General features: G+C 68.9%; 16 protein-coding genes. 9 read left to right on the forward strand and 7 right to left on the reverse strand.

Going from position 1 to position 15,411, the window contains the following annotated elements:
* Window positions 1-101 precede the first annotated feature (101 nt).
* The 3 genes from paaI to AB5I40_RS18525 are packed head-to-tail and all read left to right on the forward strand — an operon-like array spanning window position 102 to window position 2,361.
* Complete coding sequence (paaI, locus tag AB5I40_RS18515) at window positions 102-497, forward strand: hydroxyphenylacetyl-CoA thioesterase PaaI (protein ID WP_370940550.1); 396 nt, start codon at window positions 102-104, stop codon at window positions 495-497.
* The gene (gene paaK, locus AB5I40_RS18520) at window positions 494-1,774 is read left to right on the forward strand and encodes a phenylacetate--CoA ligase PaaK (protein WP_370939755.1); all 1,281 of its coding nucleotides are present in this window, start codon (window positions 494-496) and stop codon (window positions 1,772-1,774) included. The genes paaI and paaK overlap by 4 nt, the downstream gene beginning before the upstream one ends.
* Window positions 1,771-2,361: a TetR/AcrR family transcriptional regulator gene (locus tag AB5I40_RS18525; protein ID WP_370939757.1), complete on the forward strand. Its 591-nt coding sequence runs from the start codon at window positions 1,771-1,773 to the stop codon at window positions 2,359-2,361. The genes paaK and AB5I40_RS18525 overlap by 4 nt, the downstream gene beginning before the upstream one ends.
* Window positions 2,362-2,365: 4 nt before the next feature.
* On the opposite strand, the gene AB5I40_RS18530 is transcribed toward AB5I40_RS18525, so the two are convergent.
* Complete coding sequence (locus tag AB5I40_RS18530) at window positions 2,366-3,355, reverse strand: trans-acting enoyl reductase family protein (RefSeq protein WP_370939758.1); 990 nt, start codon at window positions 3,353-3,355, stop codon at window positions 2,366-2,368.
* Window positions 3,356-3,427: 72 nt separating this feature from the next.
* Here AB5I40_RS18530 and AB5I40_RS18535 point away from each other — a divergent pair, with 72 nt between their 5' ends.
* The gene (locus tag AB5I40_RS18535; protein ID WP_370939760.1) at window positions 3,428-4,375 is read left to right on the forward strand and encodes a GlxA family transcriptional regulator; all 948 of its coding nucleotides are present in this window, start codon (window positions 3,428-3,430) and stop codon (window positions 4,373-4,375) included.
* On the opposite strand, the gene AB5I40_RS18540 is transcribed toward AB5I40_RS18535, so the two are convergent.
* On the reverse strand, window positions 4,372-5,406 hold the full coding sequence (locus AB5I40_RS18540) for an Lrp/AsnC ligand binding domain-containing protein (RefSeq protein ID WP_370939761.1): 1,035 nt from the start codon (window positions 5,404-5,406) through the stop codon (window positions 4,372-4,374). The genes AB5I40_RS18535 and AB5I40_RS18540 overlap by 4 nt on opposite strands.
* Window positions 5,407-5,526: 120 nt before the next feature.
* Here AB5I40_RS18540 and AB5I40_RS18545 point away from each other — a divergent pair, with 120 nt between their 5' ends.
* Together AB5I40_RS18545 and AB5I40_RS18550 are read left to right on the forward strand one after the other, a co-directional pair.
* Window positions 5,527-6,753 (forward strand): M20 family metallopeptidase, encoded by a 1,227-nt coding sequence (locus tag AB5I40_RS18545; RefSeq protein ID WP_370939762.1) that lies wholly within the window; start codon window positions 5,527-5,529, stop codon window positions 6,751-6,753.
* A complete protein-coding gene (locus AB5I40_RS18550) occupies window positions 6,750-8,063 on the forward strand; it encodes an MFS transporter (RefSeq protein WP_370939763.1) in 1,314 nt (437 codons plus the stop codon). The genes AB5I40_RS18545 and AB5I40_RS18550 overlap by 4 nt, the downstream gene beginning before the upstream one ends.
* On the opposite strand, the gene AB5I40_RS18555 is transcribed toward AB5I40_RS18550, so the two are convergent.
* Window positions 8,052-9,236, reverse strand: a complete 1,185-nt coding sequence (locus AB5I40_RS18555; RefSeq protein WP_370939765.1) for an FAD-dependent monooxygenase — start codon at window positions 9,234-9,236, stop codon at window positions 8,052-8,054. The two genes, AB5I40_RS18550 and AB5I40_RS18555, sit on opposite strands and share 12 nt — an antisense overlap.
* Window positions 9,237-9,341: 105 nt before the next feature.
* Here AB5I40_RS18555 and AB5I40_RS18560 point away from each other — a divergent pair, with 105 nt between their 5' ends.
* A complete protein-coding gene (locus AB5I40_RS18560; RefSeq protein WP_370939766.1) occupies window positions 9,342-10,223 on the forward strand; it encodes a TetR/AcrR family transcriptional regulator C-terminal domain-containing protein in 882 nt (293 codons plus the stop codon).
* Window positions 10,224-10,283: 60 nt separating this feature from the next.
* Here the strand turns inward: AB5I40_RS18560 and AB5I40_RS18565 are convergent, their stop codons facing one another.
* Entirely contained in the window at window positions 10,284-10,667 is a 384-nt protein-coding gene (locus AB5I40_RS18565; RefSeq protein ID WP_370939767.1) for a hypothetical protein, read from the reverse strand.
* Window positions 10,668-10,737: 70 nt separating this feature from the next.
* Here AB5I40_RS18565 and AB5I40_RS18570 point away from each other — a divergent pair, with 70 nt between their 5' ends.
* Complete coding sequence (locus AB5I40_RS18570; protein WP_370939768.1) at window positions 10,738-11,361, forward strand: TetR/AcrR family transcriptional regulator; 624 nt, start codon at window positions 10,738-10,740, stop codon at window positions 11,359-11,361.
* Here AB5I40_RS18570 and AB5I40_RS18575 read toward each other — a convergent pair.
* The 3 genes from AB5I40_RS18575 to AB5I40_RS18585 all read right to left on the reverse strand — a co-directional run bounded on the left by AB5I40_RS18575 (window position 11,310) and on the right by AB5I40_RS18585 (window position 14,225).
* Window positions 11,310-12,503: an MFS transporter gene (locus tag AB5I40_RS18575; RefSeq protein ID WP_370939769.1), complete on the reverse strand. Its 1,194-nt coding sequence runs from the start codon at window positions 12,501-12,503 to the stop codon at window positions 11,310-11,312. The two genes, AB5I40_RS18570 and AB5I40_RS18575, sit on opposite strands and share 52 nt — an antisense overlap.
* A gap of 63 nt (window positions 12,504-12,566) precedes the next feature.
* Window positions 12,567-13,166, reverse strand: coding sequence for a TetR/AcrR family transcriptional regulator (locus tag AB5I40_RS18580; RefSeq protein ID WP_370939770.1), 600 nt, complete (start codon window positions 13,164-13,166; stop codon window positions 12,567-12,569).
* A 42-nt stretch (window positions 13,167-13,208) separates the two neighbouring features.
* The gene (locus AB5I40_RS18585; RefSeq protein WP_370939772.1) at window positions 13,209-14,225 is read right to left on the reverse strand and encodes an AraC family transcriptional regulator ligand-binding domain-containing protein; all 1,017 of its coding nucleotides are present in this window, start codon (window positions 14,223-14,225) and stop codon (window positions 13,209-13,211) included.
* 80 nt (window positions 14,226-14,305) lie between these two features.
* On the opposite strand from AB5I40_RS18585, the gene AB5I40_RS18590 reads away from it, so the two are divergent.
* Window positions 14,306-15,400, forward strand: a complete 1,095-nt coding sequence (locus AB5I40_RS18590) for a winged helix DNA-binding domain-containing protein (protein WP_370939773.1) — start codon at window positions 14,306-14,308, stop codon at window positions 15,398-15,400.
* The last annotated feature ends 11 nt before the right edge of the window (window positions 15,401-15,411 follow it).

Consider the following 15,411-nt stretch of genomic DNA (forward strand, 5'->3'; position numbering starts at 1 on the left):
AGGCGCGGCCTTTACTGGGCTCGCGCCGGGATTACCGGCCATTCGGTCAGTAAGTCACCGTCCCGGAGGCCTAGCTCGTGACCCGCAACGCCGCGCACGCCATGTTCGACACCGACGAGGCGTCCCGTGCGCTCGGCATCGAACTCGTCGAGGCGGCCGACGGCCGCGCGGTGGCCACCATGAAGGTCACCGAGACGATGGTCAACGGCCACGACATCGCCCACGGCGGTTACGTGTTCCTGCTCGCCGACACCACCTTCGCCCTCGCCTGCAACACGTACGGGCCGGTCACCGTCGCCGCGGGCGCGGAGATCTCGTTCGTCGCCGCCGGAAAACTGGGCGACCACCTCGTCGCGACGGCCGCCGAGCGCACCCGCTACGGCCGCAACGGCATCTACGACGTCACGGTGCACCGGGAGACCCCCGGCGGGCCCGAGGTCGTCGCCGAATTCCGCGGCCGCAGCCGCGTCATCGAGAAGACCCGGGAAGCACAGTGACCCCCACCCTCGCCGAAAACGTCAGCGCCGACGAGCTGGCCGCGCTCCAGCTGGAGCGGCTGCTGTGGACCCTGCGGCACGCGTACGAGAACGTCCCGCTGTACCGCAAGAAGTTCGCCGAGGCGGGCGTGCATCCCGACGACTGCCGCGAGCTGGGCGACCTGGCGAAGTTCCCCTTCACCACCAAGGCCGACCTGCGCGACAGCTACCCGTTCGGCATGTTCGCCGTGCCGCAGGACCAGATCCGCCGGCTGCACGCCTCCAGCGGCACCACCGGGAAGCCGACCGTCGTCGGCTACACCGAGGATGACCTCGACACCTGGGCCACCGTGATGGCGCGCTCGATCCACGCCGCGGGCGGGCGGCCGGGGCACAAGGTGCACGTGGCGTACGGCTACGGCCTGTTCACCGGCGGGCTCGGCGCGCACTACGGCGCGGAAAAGCTCGGCTGCACGGTGATTCCGGCGTCCGGCGGGATGACCGCGCGGCAGGTCCAGCTGATCACCGACTTCAAGCCGGAGATCATCATGATCACGCCGTCGTACATGCTGACGCTGCTCGACGAATTCGAGCGCCAGGGCGTGGATCCGCGGGCCAGCTCGCTGAAGGTGGGCATTTTCGGCGCGGAGCCGTGGACCGAGCAGATGCGCTCCGAGATCGAAGAACGGTTCGCCCTCGACGCGGTCGACATCTACGGCCTGTCCGAGGTGATGGGCCCCGGTGTCGCGCAGGAATGCGCGGAAACCAAGGACGGCCTGCACATCTGGGAGGACCACTTCTTCCCCGAGGTGATCGACCCGTTCACCGACGAGGTGCTGCCCGAAGGCGAACGCGGCGAACTGCTGTTCACGTCGCTGACCAAACAGGCGCTGCCGATCATCCGCTACCGCACCCGCGACTTGACCCGCCTGCTGCCCGGCACCGCGCGTCCGGCGTTCCGCCGGATGGAGAAGGTGACCGGCCGCAGCGACGATCTGATTATTTTGCGCGGGGTCAACGTTTTCCCGACACAGATCGAGGAAATCGTCCTGCGCACCGAGGGATTGAGCCCGCACTTCCAGCTGGTCCGCTCGACCCGCGGCCGGCTGGACCACCTCACCGTGCGCGTCGAAGCCCGCGCCGACACGACGGCCGAGGGTCGCTCTTTGGCGGCCTCTGCGGTGGCCGCCGGAGTGAAGGACGGCGTCGGCGTAAGCGTTTCGGTGGAGATCGTGGACCCGGACACGCTGGAGCGCTCGCTCGGCAAGATGCGCCGCGTACTGGACGAACGCTCGTGACGACCCCCGCCCGCCGCGGCCGGCCTGGCTACGACCTGGAGTCGCTGCTCCAGGTCGCGGTCAAGCTGTTCAACGACCGCGGTTACGACGGGACCAGCATGGAGGACTTGTCGCGCAAGCTCGGCATCACGAAATCCGCGATCTACCACCATGTGCCGAGCAAGGAAGAGCTGCTGCGGCTGGCGGTCGACCGGGCCTTGGACGGACTGTTCGAGGTCGCGGAGTCGACGGAAGCTCTTGACGGGCGCGCGATCGACCGCTTGGAGCATTTAGTGCGCGGAAGTGTGCTGGTGCTGGCGGATCGGCTGCCGTTCGTGACGCTGCTGCTGCGGGTGCGGGGCAATACGAAGGCCGAGCGGGCGGCGTTGGCGCGGCGGCGCGAGTTCGATCATCTGGTGACGGATCTCGTGAAGCAGGCCGAGGCTGAAGGGGATGTTCGGCCGGATATCGACCCCGCGATCGCGGCGCGGCTGCTGTTCGGCACGGTGAACTCGCTGATCGAGTGGTACCGGCCCCGGCGGGGGTCGTCGCCGGAGGAATTGGCGGACGCGGTGTGCAAGATGGCGTTCGACGGGTTGCGCGCCTAGCGGCTTATCCCCAGACAGCTTCGAAATCAGCGTCCGGAATCGCCCTCAGAAAGTCGGCCGCAGCGAATGCCTCGCCAGGTGCCAGCGCGCCCGAGCCGTGGTACCGGCCGTCCAGAAGCCGGACAGTGGCTTCGGCCAGGATCGGTGCGGTCGTCGCGTAGATGTCACGCCCAGTCGCAGTGCCGCGACGAATCTCAGGGCCGACAGTGACCTCGACGGCGAAGCGTTGCGCCGAGCGTCCGTGCTCGTCGTGGGCTTGCGGCGCCGGGGTGTCCGGGTCGCGAAGGTCGTCGAGCGGGGCGGTGTTCAGCCAGGAGCGCAGGGTTCCCACCTCGAGATGCCGGTCGATAGTGACCACCTCAGAGAACGGAAGCTCCACAGTGGACTGTGCGCCGATCGGCTCCGGGAAGTCCCATGTGCCGGTCGCCGCCGGGTCGGAGAGCGGGGCGAGGGCGCCGTCGCGGATGACCAGCCTGGGCGCGGTGTTGCGGGCGCCGGTGATCCGGGTTCCCTCCGTGGGCCACCACCGGTCGAGTCCGATGGCGATCTCGACCTCGGCAGCGGACGTCTCCGGACCGAGCACAGCGGTGAGGAGCAGATCGGCCAGCCCGCCGTAGAACGCCATGGCGGGTATTACGACGGTCCCGGCCGCGCGGGCGGGCGCGTCGAGTTCGCGGTAGAGCTGCTGGACGGCGGGCTGTTCAGCGGTGACGTCGAGGTAGTGGGTGCCGGTCTCGACCGCTGCCGTCGCGAGCGGGAGGGCGGTGTCCAGGAACGGGCCAGCGCAGTTGATTACCACCGCGACATCCGTGAGGAGCGCCCGCAAACCGGGGCCGTCATCGATGCTCGCCGCGCGCCGGTCAAGATCCGTGACCTGTGCGAGACTGCGCCCCGCGACGATCGGCTGAAGACCGCGTCGCAGCAGCTCGGCGACCACGAACTTTCCGGTGTGGCCGCTGGCGCCGTAGACCAGGACCCGCTGCGAATCTGTCATAAGGCTGATTCTGGACACTCTCGCGCGCCGCTGGTGAGTGTCTGAAAGGACGAGTTGCGTACAGTATCGGACATGCCTCGACTGGTGCTCGTCCTGCACGAGCACGCGATGCTGTACGAGGTCGCGATCGCGGCGGAGGTCTTCGGCGTCGACCGTTCGGACCTCTCCCCCACCGGCGCCTGGTACGACGTCGTCGTGGCCTGCCCGGACCGGTCGCCGCGGCACTGGCTGCCGCATCTGCCCGCGATCGGCGTCTCGGAAATCGGTGCAGCCGCCGCAGATCTGATCGTGGTCCCCTCCACGGATTCGCCCGGAGAGGAGATCGATCCGGCGCTCGCGGCCGCGCTCCGGGAGGCGCACGCGAACGGGGTCCGGATCGCGGCCCTGTGCACCGGCTCGTTCGTCCTGGCCGAGGCCGGACTGCTGGACGGCCGGATCGCGACCACCCACTGGATGCACGCCGACGATCTGGCCCGCCGCTATCCGCGCGTGAAGGTGCGCTCCGACGTGCTCTACGTCGACGAGGGCGACATCCTCACTTCAGCAGGGAAGACAGCCGCCCTAGACCTGTGTCTGCACTTGGTCCGCCGCGACCTGGGTGCCGCGGTCGCCAACGATCTCGGCCGCCGCTTGGTCGTCCCGCCGCATCGGCACGGCGGGCAGGCGCAATTCGTGTCCCCGCCGCCCTCCCCGGAAGGTCCCGCCCTGGCGCGCACCGCGGAATGGGCGCGGTCCCGGCTGGACCAACCGCTCACGGTCGCCGATCTCGCGCGCCACGCCGGTCTCAGCTCCCGGCAACTCGCCCGCCGGATGCGCGCCGAATTCGGTTCCGCGCCGCTGAACTGGCTGCACCGGCAACGCCTCGCCCGCGCACAGGAACTGCTCGAACGCACCGACTCGCCGGTCGAGCAGATCGCCGCCAGCTGCGGGATGGGCAGCGCCGCCACGCTTCGCCGCCACTTCCGCGACGCGCTCGGCGTCTCGCCCTCCGAATACCGCGCGACGTTCCGCCTGGCCTAAGGCAATTCCCTACGAGCCGGAGCGGGCATAGTCACCACAAACCCGGTACTCCGCCCCAAATCGTCCAGCAGCCAGCCCATCCGCTTCACCGTCCGCAGGATCAGCGCCGAATCCACCACCGACAGCGGCGCCAGATCCTGCTCCAGATGCTCCTGCATCCGCATCGACTCCTCGATCGAACGCATCCACGTGGTCACCAAAAGATTCGCCGGACCGGGCAAACTCGCCATCTGCCGCACAGTCGGGTTGGCCCGCAACCGATCCACGCACGTCGACACGTGCGCCACCGGGACCTGGCACCACCAGTTCACGACGATCGGCGACGGCGTCAGGCCCTGCGCGATCTCGCAGCGGAACGTCAGGGCGTCGGCGCTCAGCAGGTGTCCGAGCTGACGGCGGACAGTCGACACGGGGCGTCCGGTGATCCGGGCAAGGTCCGCGGCGCTGCGGCGGCCGTCCTCGCCCAAGGCGACGGTCAGCGGGGCATACGGCTCTTCCCACGGCTGCAGCTTCGCCAGCCGCCCGCCGCTGATGGACGGTAGTTGCGACAGGGCCTGCACGCGCCGTCGGTCGAGCGCGCCTACTCGCCACGAACTGCCTTCGACGTGCAGCCGTGACGCCAGATGCGAGCGCGTGTTGAGCACCCCGGGGAGGCTGGGGATCGCGTCCAGCAGCAGGGCCGACAGATCGCGCAAGCCGAGGCCGAAGACGGTCAGCACGAGGCTGTACTCGCGGGAAGCCTCCTCGATGCTGGCCACCGAAGGCCACGTCGACAGCTCGCGGATCAGCTCGCGCACCTGGCCGCTCGCGCAGCGGATTTCCACGTACGCGGCCTGCACCTGATACAGCCCGGGCACGTGCGGATACGCCGTCACCCAGGCCGCTCCCCCGTCGCGCAGCCGCTCCCAGCGCCGCGCCAGCGTCACCGGGGAGGAGTCGAGTGCCGCGGCCAGTTGCGTCCAGGTGGCGCGGGGGCGCAGTTGCAGTGCGTGGATGAGCGAAAAGTCTTCCTCCTCCAGTGTGTCGATCATTGTTTCTTCTCCAGCAGGCCTATCTGCGAGCGATTCCGACAACTCTAACCCGATATCGGGCGTCAGTTCGCACACTCGACCACCAAGACGCCCGTTCCCCGACGAAGAGGAGCCGAGCCGGTGGACCTCCACGAAGACGCCCGCAGCCAGCAGGACGACCTGGCTCATCTGCGCCGCGACCTGCACCGCGAACCCGAGATCGGGCTCGACCTGCCGCGCACCCAGGAACGCGTGCTGCGCGAACTCGACGGGCTCGGCCTGGAGGTCTCCACCGGCACCGATACGACATCGGTGACCGCGGTGCTTCGCGGCGAGGGCTCGCGCCGGGATTCGGCTCAACCGCGCACGGTCCTGCTGCGCGCCGACATGGACGCGCTCCCGGTCCAGGAAGCGACGGGGCTCGACTTCGCCGCGACCAACGGCGCGATGCACGCGTGCGGCCACGACCTGCACACCACGTCGCTGGTCGGCGCGGCGCGGCTGCTGCACACCCACCGAGACCGGCTCAACGGCGATGTCGTCCTGATGTTCCAGCCCGGCGAAGAAGGCTGGGACGGCGCGGGCGTAATGCTGAAGGAAGGCGTGCTCGACGCCGCTGGCCGACGCGTCGACGCTGCGTACGGGCTGCACGTCTTCTCGTCGATGCTGCCCAGCGGTCAGTTCGCAAGCCGCCCCGGGACGCTGATGTCCGCTTCGCACAAGCTGCTCGTCACCGTGCACGGCGAAGGCGGCCACGGCTCAATGCCGCACCGCGCCAAAGACCCGATCTCCGCTGCGGCAGCGATGATTACCGCGCTGCAGACGATGATCACGCGGCGGCTGGACATCTTCGACCCGGCGGTGCTCACCGTCGGCGTCATCCGCGGCGGCACCAAGCGCAACGTCATCCCCGCGACCGCCGAGTTCGAGGCCACGGTCCGCTGCTTCTCCGACGACACCGCCGCCCTGCTGGACACCACCATCCGCGAGACCATCGACGGGGTCGCGCGGGCGAACGGCGTCACCGCGGACGTCGTGTTCGAGAACGAATATCCGGTGACCGTCACGGATGTCGATGAAACGGCGTTCGGCGCCGAGGTCGTCCGCGAGACGATCGGCGAGCAGTACTACACCGAATTGCCCAACCCGGTCGCCGGTTCCGAAGACTTCTCCCGCGTGCTCGCCGCGGTGCCGGGCACGTTCCTCGGCCTCGGCGCGCTGATGCCCGGTCTCGAACCGCACACCGCGCCCAACAACCACAGCCCGTACGCCGATTTCGACCCGTCCGTGCTCTCCCGCGCCGCCACCGTCTACGCCGAGCTCGCCGTACGCCGTCTCGACCGTTTCGCCGAAGGAGCAATGCGATGACTTCTGTGGTCCAAGACCGTCGCCGCACCCTCTTCGGGCTCGGCGCCGGCAACGCGATGGAATGGTTCGACTGGAACGTCTACGCCACCTTCGCGTCCTTCTTCGCCGCGCAGTTCTTCAACGCTCACAGCGCGGTTTCGGCTCTGCTGAGCACTCTGGCGGTGTTCGCGGTCGGGTTCGCCGCACGGCCGGTCGGCGGCTGGGTGTTCGGCTGGATCGCCGACCGAAAGGGCCGTCAGCTGGCGATGTCGCTGACCGTCGCGATCGCCGCCGCCGGCAGCCTGGTCATCGGCCTTTCCCCGACGTACGGCCAAATCGGCGTGTGGGCGTCGGTGATCCTCGTGGTCGCGCGGCTGGCCCAGGGCCTCGCGCACGGTGGCGAGCTGCCGTCCGCGCAGACCTACATCGCCGAGGTCGCTCCGCCGGCCCGCCGCGGGTTGTGGTCGAGTCTGATCTACTTCTCCGGCACCTGCGGCGTCCTCGTCGGCACGCTGCTGGGCGCGGTGCTCTCCGGCGTCTTGACGCACGAGCAGATGCTGTCCTACGGCTGGCGCATCCCGTTCATCCTCGGCGGCGTCTTCGGCATCTACTCGCTTTACGTGCGGCTTCGCATGCGAGAGACCGAGGTGTTCCAGGCTTCGAAGAAGGACGCGGCGAAGGAGAAGGGCCAGATCTGGCAGACGATCAAGCAGAACCCGAAGCTGCTCGCGCAGGTCGTCGGGCTGACTGTCGGCGCGACGGTCATCTACTACATGTGGGCCGTCGCCGCGCCGTCGTACGCGATCACCGTGCGCGGCGTCGCCCCGACTGGCGCGCTGTGGGCGGGCGTGTTCGCGAACGTCGTGTTCCTGATCGCCTTGCCGCTGTGGGGAATGCTGTCCGACCGCATCGGCCGCAAGCCGGTGCTGTTCATCGCTATCGCGGGCCTGCTCGTGCTGAGCTTCCCGCTGAACGCGATGGTCGGGCACGAGGCGTGGCAGCTGTTCGTGGCGATGTCGATCGCGCTGGTGTTCATGGCCGGGTTCTCCTCCATCGGCCCGGCGGTCTACGCGGAGATCTTCCCGACCCGCATCCGCGCGGTCGGCGTCGGCGTGCCGTACTCGATCGCGGTCGCCGCGTTCGGCGGCACGGCACCGTACTTGCAGACGCTGTTCGCCGGGAACGGACACCCGTCGCTGTTCATCATCTACGGGATCGTGCTCATGGTGATCAGCGCGCTGGTCACGTTCACGCTTCCGGAGACCCGGGGCGTGGACCTGCGGGAGAAGGCGGAGACTGCCGACCGGGCGGTCACCGGATCAGGAGCGTAAAGCCGGGTAGGGCTTCAGCGTGATGGCGTTCGCCGAGCGCTGAAGCCCGCCCAGCATCCGTTGTCTGCCCGGCAGATACGGTATCGCGCGCATGAAGGCGTTGCGCAGCCGGATGCCGTTCCGGGTCCGCGGGGCGAATCCGCTGGCCCCGCCGGGCGGGCGTTTCCGGTTCACGGCCACGTAGTCCCGCATCTCGTCGCCGTAGCGGGCGAAAGCCGCACGCGGATCGTCCATAGTGGACAGTTCACCGGCGAGGACGTAGGCGCCGACGATAGCCAGGCTGGTCCCCATCCCGAGTGAACCGGCGAAGGCGGAATCGCCGAGCAGGACCGTGCGGCCGCGGTGCCATTCCGTCAGCCGGACCTCCCCGGCGCGGGAGAAGTACAGATCGTCCGTGAGTTGCTCGAGGAGTGCGGGGATTTCCCAGCCAGCCCCGGCGAACGCCTCGGTTACCACCGCGGCCGGGTTTGCTCGCGGCGAAATCGGTTCTGGTGAGGCGAAACCGATCAGGACCCGGCTGTCTCCGGAAGTGCCCAGCGGGTACAGCATGACGACCCGGCCGCCGACGCCGTTGCCCGCGGGCAGGTTGTAGACGACCTCCCAGCCATCGAGAGCGAGGCGCGTCCGGGCCGGGAAGTACCCGAGGTGATAGCCCAGATCGCGGACGGATTCCGGGCCGAACACCAGCGACCGCACGCCCGACCCGATGCCGTCCGCGCCGACCACGACGTCGAACGTCCGCGCGGGGCCGTGCGTGAAGGTCGCGCGGATTCCGTCGGATTCCTCGGTCAGCGCAGTGATTTCGGTGCCGTATTCGATGTCGGCGGCTGCGGCGTCGTGCAGGATCCGGACGAGGTCGTTGCGGAGGATTTCGAGATCCGCGATCACCCCGCCGGAATCGCCGAACGCGTCCGCCGCCATCTCCGCCACGCGACGGCCGCGTTCGTCGAGCCAGGCGATGCCGCGGGTGCCAGTGTGCGCGGCACGGACTTCGTCCAGCAGGCCCATGCGAGCGACGACCTCACGAGCCGTGCCGCGGATGTCGACCGCTTGGCCGCCTGGCCGTAACGCGGGGGCGCGTTCGATCAGCGTCGGGCGAAAACCGTACTGCCGCAGCCAGTACGCGAGGGAAAGTCCGGCGACGCCTGCGCCGGAGATCAGGACAGTGCGCATGTGTACACCGTACGAGCGCTTTCTTCTTCGGGTACTTTTGTTCTAGTGCAGTTCTTCTGCCACGCGGTTAGGGCGATGGAGCGCACTAGTGCACTGGAGGTACCGATGGACTCTGCGCCCTACCAGCGGATCGTGGCCGAAATCCGCGAGCGCATCACGAGCGGACGGCTGCGGCCGGGCGACCGCGCACCGTCGACGCGGCAGATCACGCGGGAATGGGGCGTCGCGATGGCGACCGCGACGAAGGTCATCGCCGAGCTGCGCGAGCAGGGCTTGGTCGACCCCAAACCAGGCGCGGGCACCGTCGTGCGCTCGGTGCAGCGGAAGCAGGAACCGGAGCTGCGCCGGGGCCGGATCGTGCGCGTCGCCATCGAAATCGCCGACGCGGACGGGCTTCCGGCAGTGTCGATGCGCCGGATCGCCACCGAACTCGGCGCGGCGACGATGTCGCTGTACCGGCACGTCAGCGACAAGGACGAACTGGTCCACCTGATGGCCGACGCCGTTGCCGGAGAAGCGATCCGCCGCGAGCCGCCGACCCCGTGGCGGCCTTGCCTGGAATACACGCTCCGTCTCTTGTGGACAGTCTGCCGACGCCATCCTTGGGTCGCCGAGGCGCTGTCCATGACGCGGCCCCGGCCCACGCCGAACCTGATGCGGTACTCCGAGTGGGTGCTGGCCGCACTGCTCCGGACCGCGCTGCCCGCCGAAGAGCTGCTTCTCGTGCACCTCAATCTGTTCGGCCACGTCCGCAGTCTCGCGCTCACCTGGCAGTCGGAAGCGTGGGCGCGGCAAGACACCGGGCTGGCCAACGACGAATGGCTCGACGGCCACGAGGCCGAGTTCCGCCGGATCGTCGAGACCGGCCGCTATCCCGCGCTCGACCACCTGACCGCCCAGCAGACCAAGCACACCATCGACCAGACCTTCGAATACGGCCTGTGCTTGCTCCTGGACGGCCTCGAACGGCGGCTGGGAAAGCCGTGAGGGGAACCCTGAGGGAATCAGATTCCCTCAGGGTTCCCCTCACGTACTTCTCGACGCGGGTCAGGTGTCCGGTTGCGTCTCGCCCAGTTGCCACCACAGCGCCGCCCGCAGCTGTTCGATCAGCGCCTCGTCGTCCTCCTCGCTCGGCTCGGCTCCCAGCGGGATCCACCTCTCCCCCACCAGTTCGCCGTCGTCGTAGCTGCTGATCAGTATCCCCGGATACGACACCGTCAGCTCGTCCTCCGGGCAGCCGGTCGCGCACGGCCGGTCGTCCATCCGGACGTGCCGGTAGTGCAACCGCACCCCGACCCACCGGCCGGACGGCCGCGGCTGCTGGTCCGTGCCGTTCATCGCCCGCTCCCGCTCGCCCCACGTCCCCCGGCTGAAGGTCGCGGCCGGGGCGGCCGGAGTTACCGGCCGGTTGTTCCGGTTGGGTAACGGCATCCGGTGACAGCACCGCGCCGCGGTCCGCAACGTGTTGACAACGACCTCGCCCGGCGGCGAGGCTGGCGCGGTGAGCAGCGGACCCCGGCGGCGGCTGGATCCCGCCGAACGCCGGGCCGAAATCCTCGCCGCGGCCCGGCGGTGCTTCGGCGCGGGCAGCTACTCCTCGGTGTCCACTTCGGACATCGCGGCGGCAGCGGGAGTCGCCCGGCCGCTGATCAACCACTATTTCGGCGGCAAACGCGAGCTGTATCTCGAAGTGGTGCGGCAGATGACGATCGTGCCCGCCCCGGTCGTCGACGCCCTGCCCGACGGCCCGCCCCGGCTGCGGCTGGAGATCGGCATCGACCGGTGGATCGACGTCGTGGAACGCAACCGGGACGCCTGGCTCACCGTCATCGACGCGGCGCACGACCCGGAGGTCGAGCGGATTATGCGCGAGGCCGACGAGATCGCCGCCGACCGGGTTCTCGCCGCCGCGCTGCTGCCCGCGAACGGACATCCGCAGCTGCGGGCGATGATCCGCGCATACGGCGGGATGCTGCGCGCCGCGTCCCGGGAATGGCTGGTCCGCGGCACCCTCGAACGGGCCGAACTGCGCGCGTTCCTGGTGGAATCCCTGGTGCAGCTGCTGGAAACCACCTATCCGGCCGTGCTGGCGCAGCAAACCTCCGGAACAGGCACCACCGGCTGAACCGCCCGACGGAACGCGGGCAGGATCGTCACCACCGCGACCACGGCCATCGCGGTGCCGAGGACGATCGGCGCGCGCAGGCCGTACGGCTCGATCAGGCTGGCGCCGACGGACGAGCCGAGCATGACCCCCAGCGTGATGAACGACGAATGCACCGTGTTGACCAGCGGGCTCGTGTTCCCGGCCCGCTGCACCCGCACCGCCATCGCGGGGTTCATCGTCACGCCAGCCAGGCCGATCGCGAGCATGAACACCAGCGCCGCCGCGGGCACATCCGTGAACAGTGCGAAGCCGGTGAGGAAGAAGGCGTTGAGGAGCGTGCCGACCGCGAGCGTCGACACGGTGTGCCGGTCAGCGAGCCTGCCGACGATGCTGTTGCCGACGACCGTCGCCGCACCGTAGCCGAGTAGCAGCAGCGGGACCGTGTCCGGCGAGAATCCGCTGACTTGGGTCAGGATCGGTGTGAAGAAGCTGAACGCGGAAAACGTCGCGCCGATAATCAGCGTGCTGGAGACCAGCGCGAGAATCAGCTTCGGACGGCGGAAAACGCGCAGGTCCACGGTTTCCCGGTGGTGAACCGGCCCGGCATCGCGCACTTGGAACTGAGTCAGCAGCGCGGCCAGCACGGTCAGCAGGGTGATCGTCCAGAACGCCGCTCGCCAGCCGAAATGTCCGCCCGCGAAGGTCGCCAGCGGCAGTCCCAGCAGGGTGCCGAGCATCAGGCCGTTCATCGCGACGCCGATCGCCCGGCCGCGCACGCGTTCGCCGACCAGTTGCCCGCACAGGGAAATCGCGATGCCGAAGAAGGCTTGCGACGCAACACCGCTGATCACGCGCGCGACCACCATCACCGAGTACGTCGTCGCGAGCGCGGCCAGCACGTTGCCAGCCAAGAACACGGCGAAGATGACCATCAGTGCGGTTTTCGGCCGGACGCGCAGCAACACCAGCGTCAGCACCGGGCCGCCGACTGCCATCGCGACGGCGAAGACCGTGATGAGGTAGCCGATCTGCGCGACGTCGACACCGAGTCCGGCGGCGAGCTGCGGCATCAGCCCGGCGACGGCGAATTCGCTGGTGACCATGGCGAAAATGCCTGCCGCCAGTACGTAGACCGCGGACGGCACTCGGGTCACGGACATGAGAATCCCTTTCCTGTAACGATCGGTTCAAAACTCGGCCGGCATGAAGCCGGAAGGGCGTGGCTACGGGCGAAGCGCCCGGGTGGCGGCCTGGACGATGTCGGCCAGCCGGGCCAGCGGCGCGCCGCCTTGAGCGGAGATCCGCAGCCCGGCGACGCTGGCGTTCACATACGCGGCCAAGCCTTCCGCGGGAACCCCAGCGGTGACTTCGCCAGCTGCCTGACCTGCGCGCAATAGATCGGTCAGCAAGCGCAGCCGGGCATCGGTGTCGCGGGCGACCTGCTCCAGAAACTCCGCATTCTCGGTGTCGCCAGCCAGTTCGGCGACGGAATTGACCGCGAGACATCCGCTCGGCGCGCCGGTGCTCGACCGCTCGGCTTCTTCGAGGACCACCTTCGTCAGATAAGCCTCGATTCGCGCCACCGGGTCGCCCTTTTTGGCGATCACCTCGGCGGTGGCCTGCGCGGTGGTGTCGAGATAGCGGCCGAGGCATTCCGCGAACAGCGCGCCCTTGCTGCCGAAGGTGTTGTACAGGCTGCTGCGGCCCAGACCGGTTGCCTGGCACAGCTCTTCGGCACTGGTCGCGTGAAAGCCCCGCCGCCAGAACAGCTCAGTGGCGGCGGTGAGCACTTGTTCGCGATCGAAGGTGCGGGGGCGAGCCATGCGGGCAGCCTACGGCATTGTGTAACGAAGTGTCCATAACGGCTAGCGGTTGCGGCGGGCGTACGCGGCGGGCGTCGTACCAGTCCAGCGCTTGAACGCGTAGATGAAGCTCGAAGCCTCGGCATAGCCCAGGCGCAAAGCGACGTCATCGACCGACAACACGCCGGTGTCGAGCATTTCCTCGGCGAGTGTCTGGCGGACCTCGTCCAGCAGCTGGCGGTAGCCGGTGCCCGCCTCGGTCAACCGACGTCGCAGGGTTCGCGCGCTGAGCGTGAGCTGACGGGCGATCTCGTCCATCCCGGCATCCGCGCCGCCCAGCCGCACCAGCCGTTCCCGCACCAGCTGCGGGACTCCTGATCGCGTGCGGCGACGGGCGACGAGGGCATCGCACTGCGCGGCACACAACGCGACGGTTTGCTCGTTGGCCTGCGGCAACGGCAGATTCAACAGCTCGGGATCAAGGATGACCTGATGCTCGGCCGCCCCGAAAATCGGGCTGACCCCGAAGGCCGTCCGATATGCGTCCACAAAGGATGAAGAAGGGAACCGGAACTCCAGCCGTTCCAAGGAGATCTCCGGCAAGAGGTCCCGCATGACGGTGCAGATCGCGGACAGGTCGCGCAGCGCTAGGAATCGCGCGACGTCTTCGGGGACCCGCGAATCGTCCAGCACCAGACGGAGTCCGGCGGCGTCCAGCTCGACGTGCGGAATGCAGAAGGTGAACGACAAATCCAGGTATCGCAAGGCGAACACCATCGCGTCGCGCATCGTCGGGCTGCTGATGCAGGCGAAGCCGAAGATGCCGAACGTGGTCGCCCGGTACCGGCAGCCGAGGCTGAGCGCGACGTCGTCGCCCGACCCGACCGTCGACAGCAACGCGCGCACGACGGCCAGTTCCTGCCAGGCGTCGAGCTGCCGGTCCGGCGCACGCAATTCCTCGACAGCCACCCCGGGCAGCGTGACGCCGTGTTCCTCGGCGAACCGGTGCATGAGCAGCACACTCGCCGTGCCGCGCGGGTAGTCCCAGTCGCGGATGGCGGGTGCGGCTAGCTCGGCCATGGCCGGAATTATGGATCAACCGGCCGCCCGCGTGCCGATCGAGGGCCAAAACTGTCCGGGTTGCTCGTTAAGCTCCCGCCGTGCACCTTTCCCACCGCCTCCTCAACCGCGCGACCCTCGACCGGCAGCTGCTCCTGAAGCCCGCCAAAATGCCGGTTCTCGACGCCGTCGCGCACCTCGCCGGACTGCAAGCGCAAGCGCCGTTCCCGCCGTATTACGCGCTGTGGTGCCGGCTGCAAGGCTTCCAGCCGGACGACCTCGCGAGCCTGCTGCTCGACCGCAGCGTGGTGCGGATGGTGCTGATGCGCGGCACGGTGCACCTCGTCCCCGCCGCCGACGCGCTCGCCTGGCGGCCACTGACCCAGATCGTCATGGACCGCGCCCTGACGGCGGCCAACCAGCACCGGGAGCCGCTGTCCAAACTCGATCACGACGCCGTGGCGAAAACGACCAGCGAACTGCTGCGCGAGCGGCCGCATTCGAGCGACCAGCTCGGCAAAGCGCTGGTCGAGCATTATCCGGAGACTCCGGCCGCGTCGCTGATGTTCCTGGTCCGCGCCATCCTGCCGCTCGTCCAGATCCCGCCGCGCGGCGTGTGGGGCAAGGCCGGGCAGCCGACGTACCAGGTGGCGGACCACTGGCTCGACGGCGTCGCCGCGCCCGAGCCCTCCGCCGCCGAGCTGGTCCGCCGCTATCTCGCCGCGTTCGGTCCGGCGACGGTCGCGGACGTGCAGGCTTGGGCGGGCGTCACGAAGCTCGGCGAGGTGATCGAGGAGATGGACCTGCGCACCTATCTCGATCCCGAAGGCCGCACGCTCTACGACCTGCCGGACGCCACGCTGCCCGACGAGGACACGCCCGCGCCGCCGCGGCTGCTGGGCCCGTTCGACCAGACGCTGCTGTCCTACGCCGACCGCACGCGGATGATCAGCGACGAGCACCGCAAACGCGTGATCACCATCAACGGCCTGGTCAAAGGCACCCTGCTGGTCGACGGCCGGGTCCGCGGAATCTGGGAAACGACGACCACGCGCGAGTCGGCGACGCTCGTCCTCACCCCCTTCGAACGGCTCACAAAGCGCGACACCTCCGCACTGGAGAGTGCCGGAAGGAAGCTGCTCGCGTGGGCCGAGCCCGGCAAGACACACGAGGTCGTGAGTGGCGATCCCGGTTAGAACCGTGATCG

It is taken from the genome of Amycolatopsis sp. cg13, assembly GCF_041346965.1.
Classification (GTDB): Bacteria; Actinomycetota; Actinomycetes; order Mycobacteriales; family Pseudonocardiaceae; genus Amycolatopsis.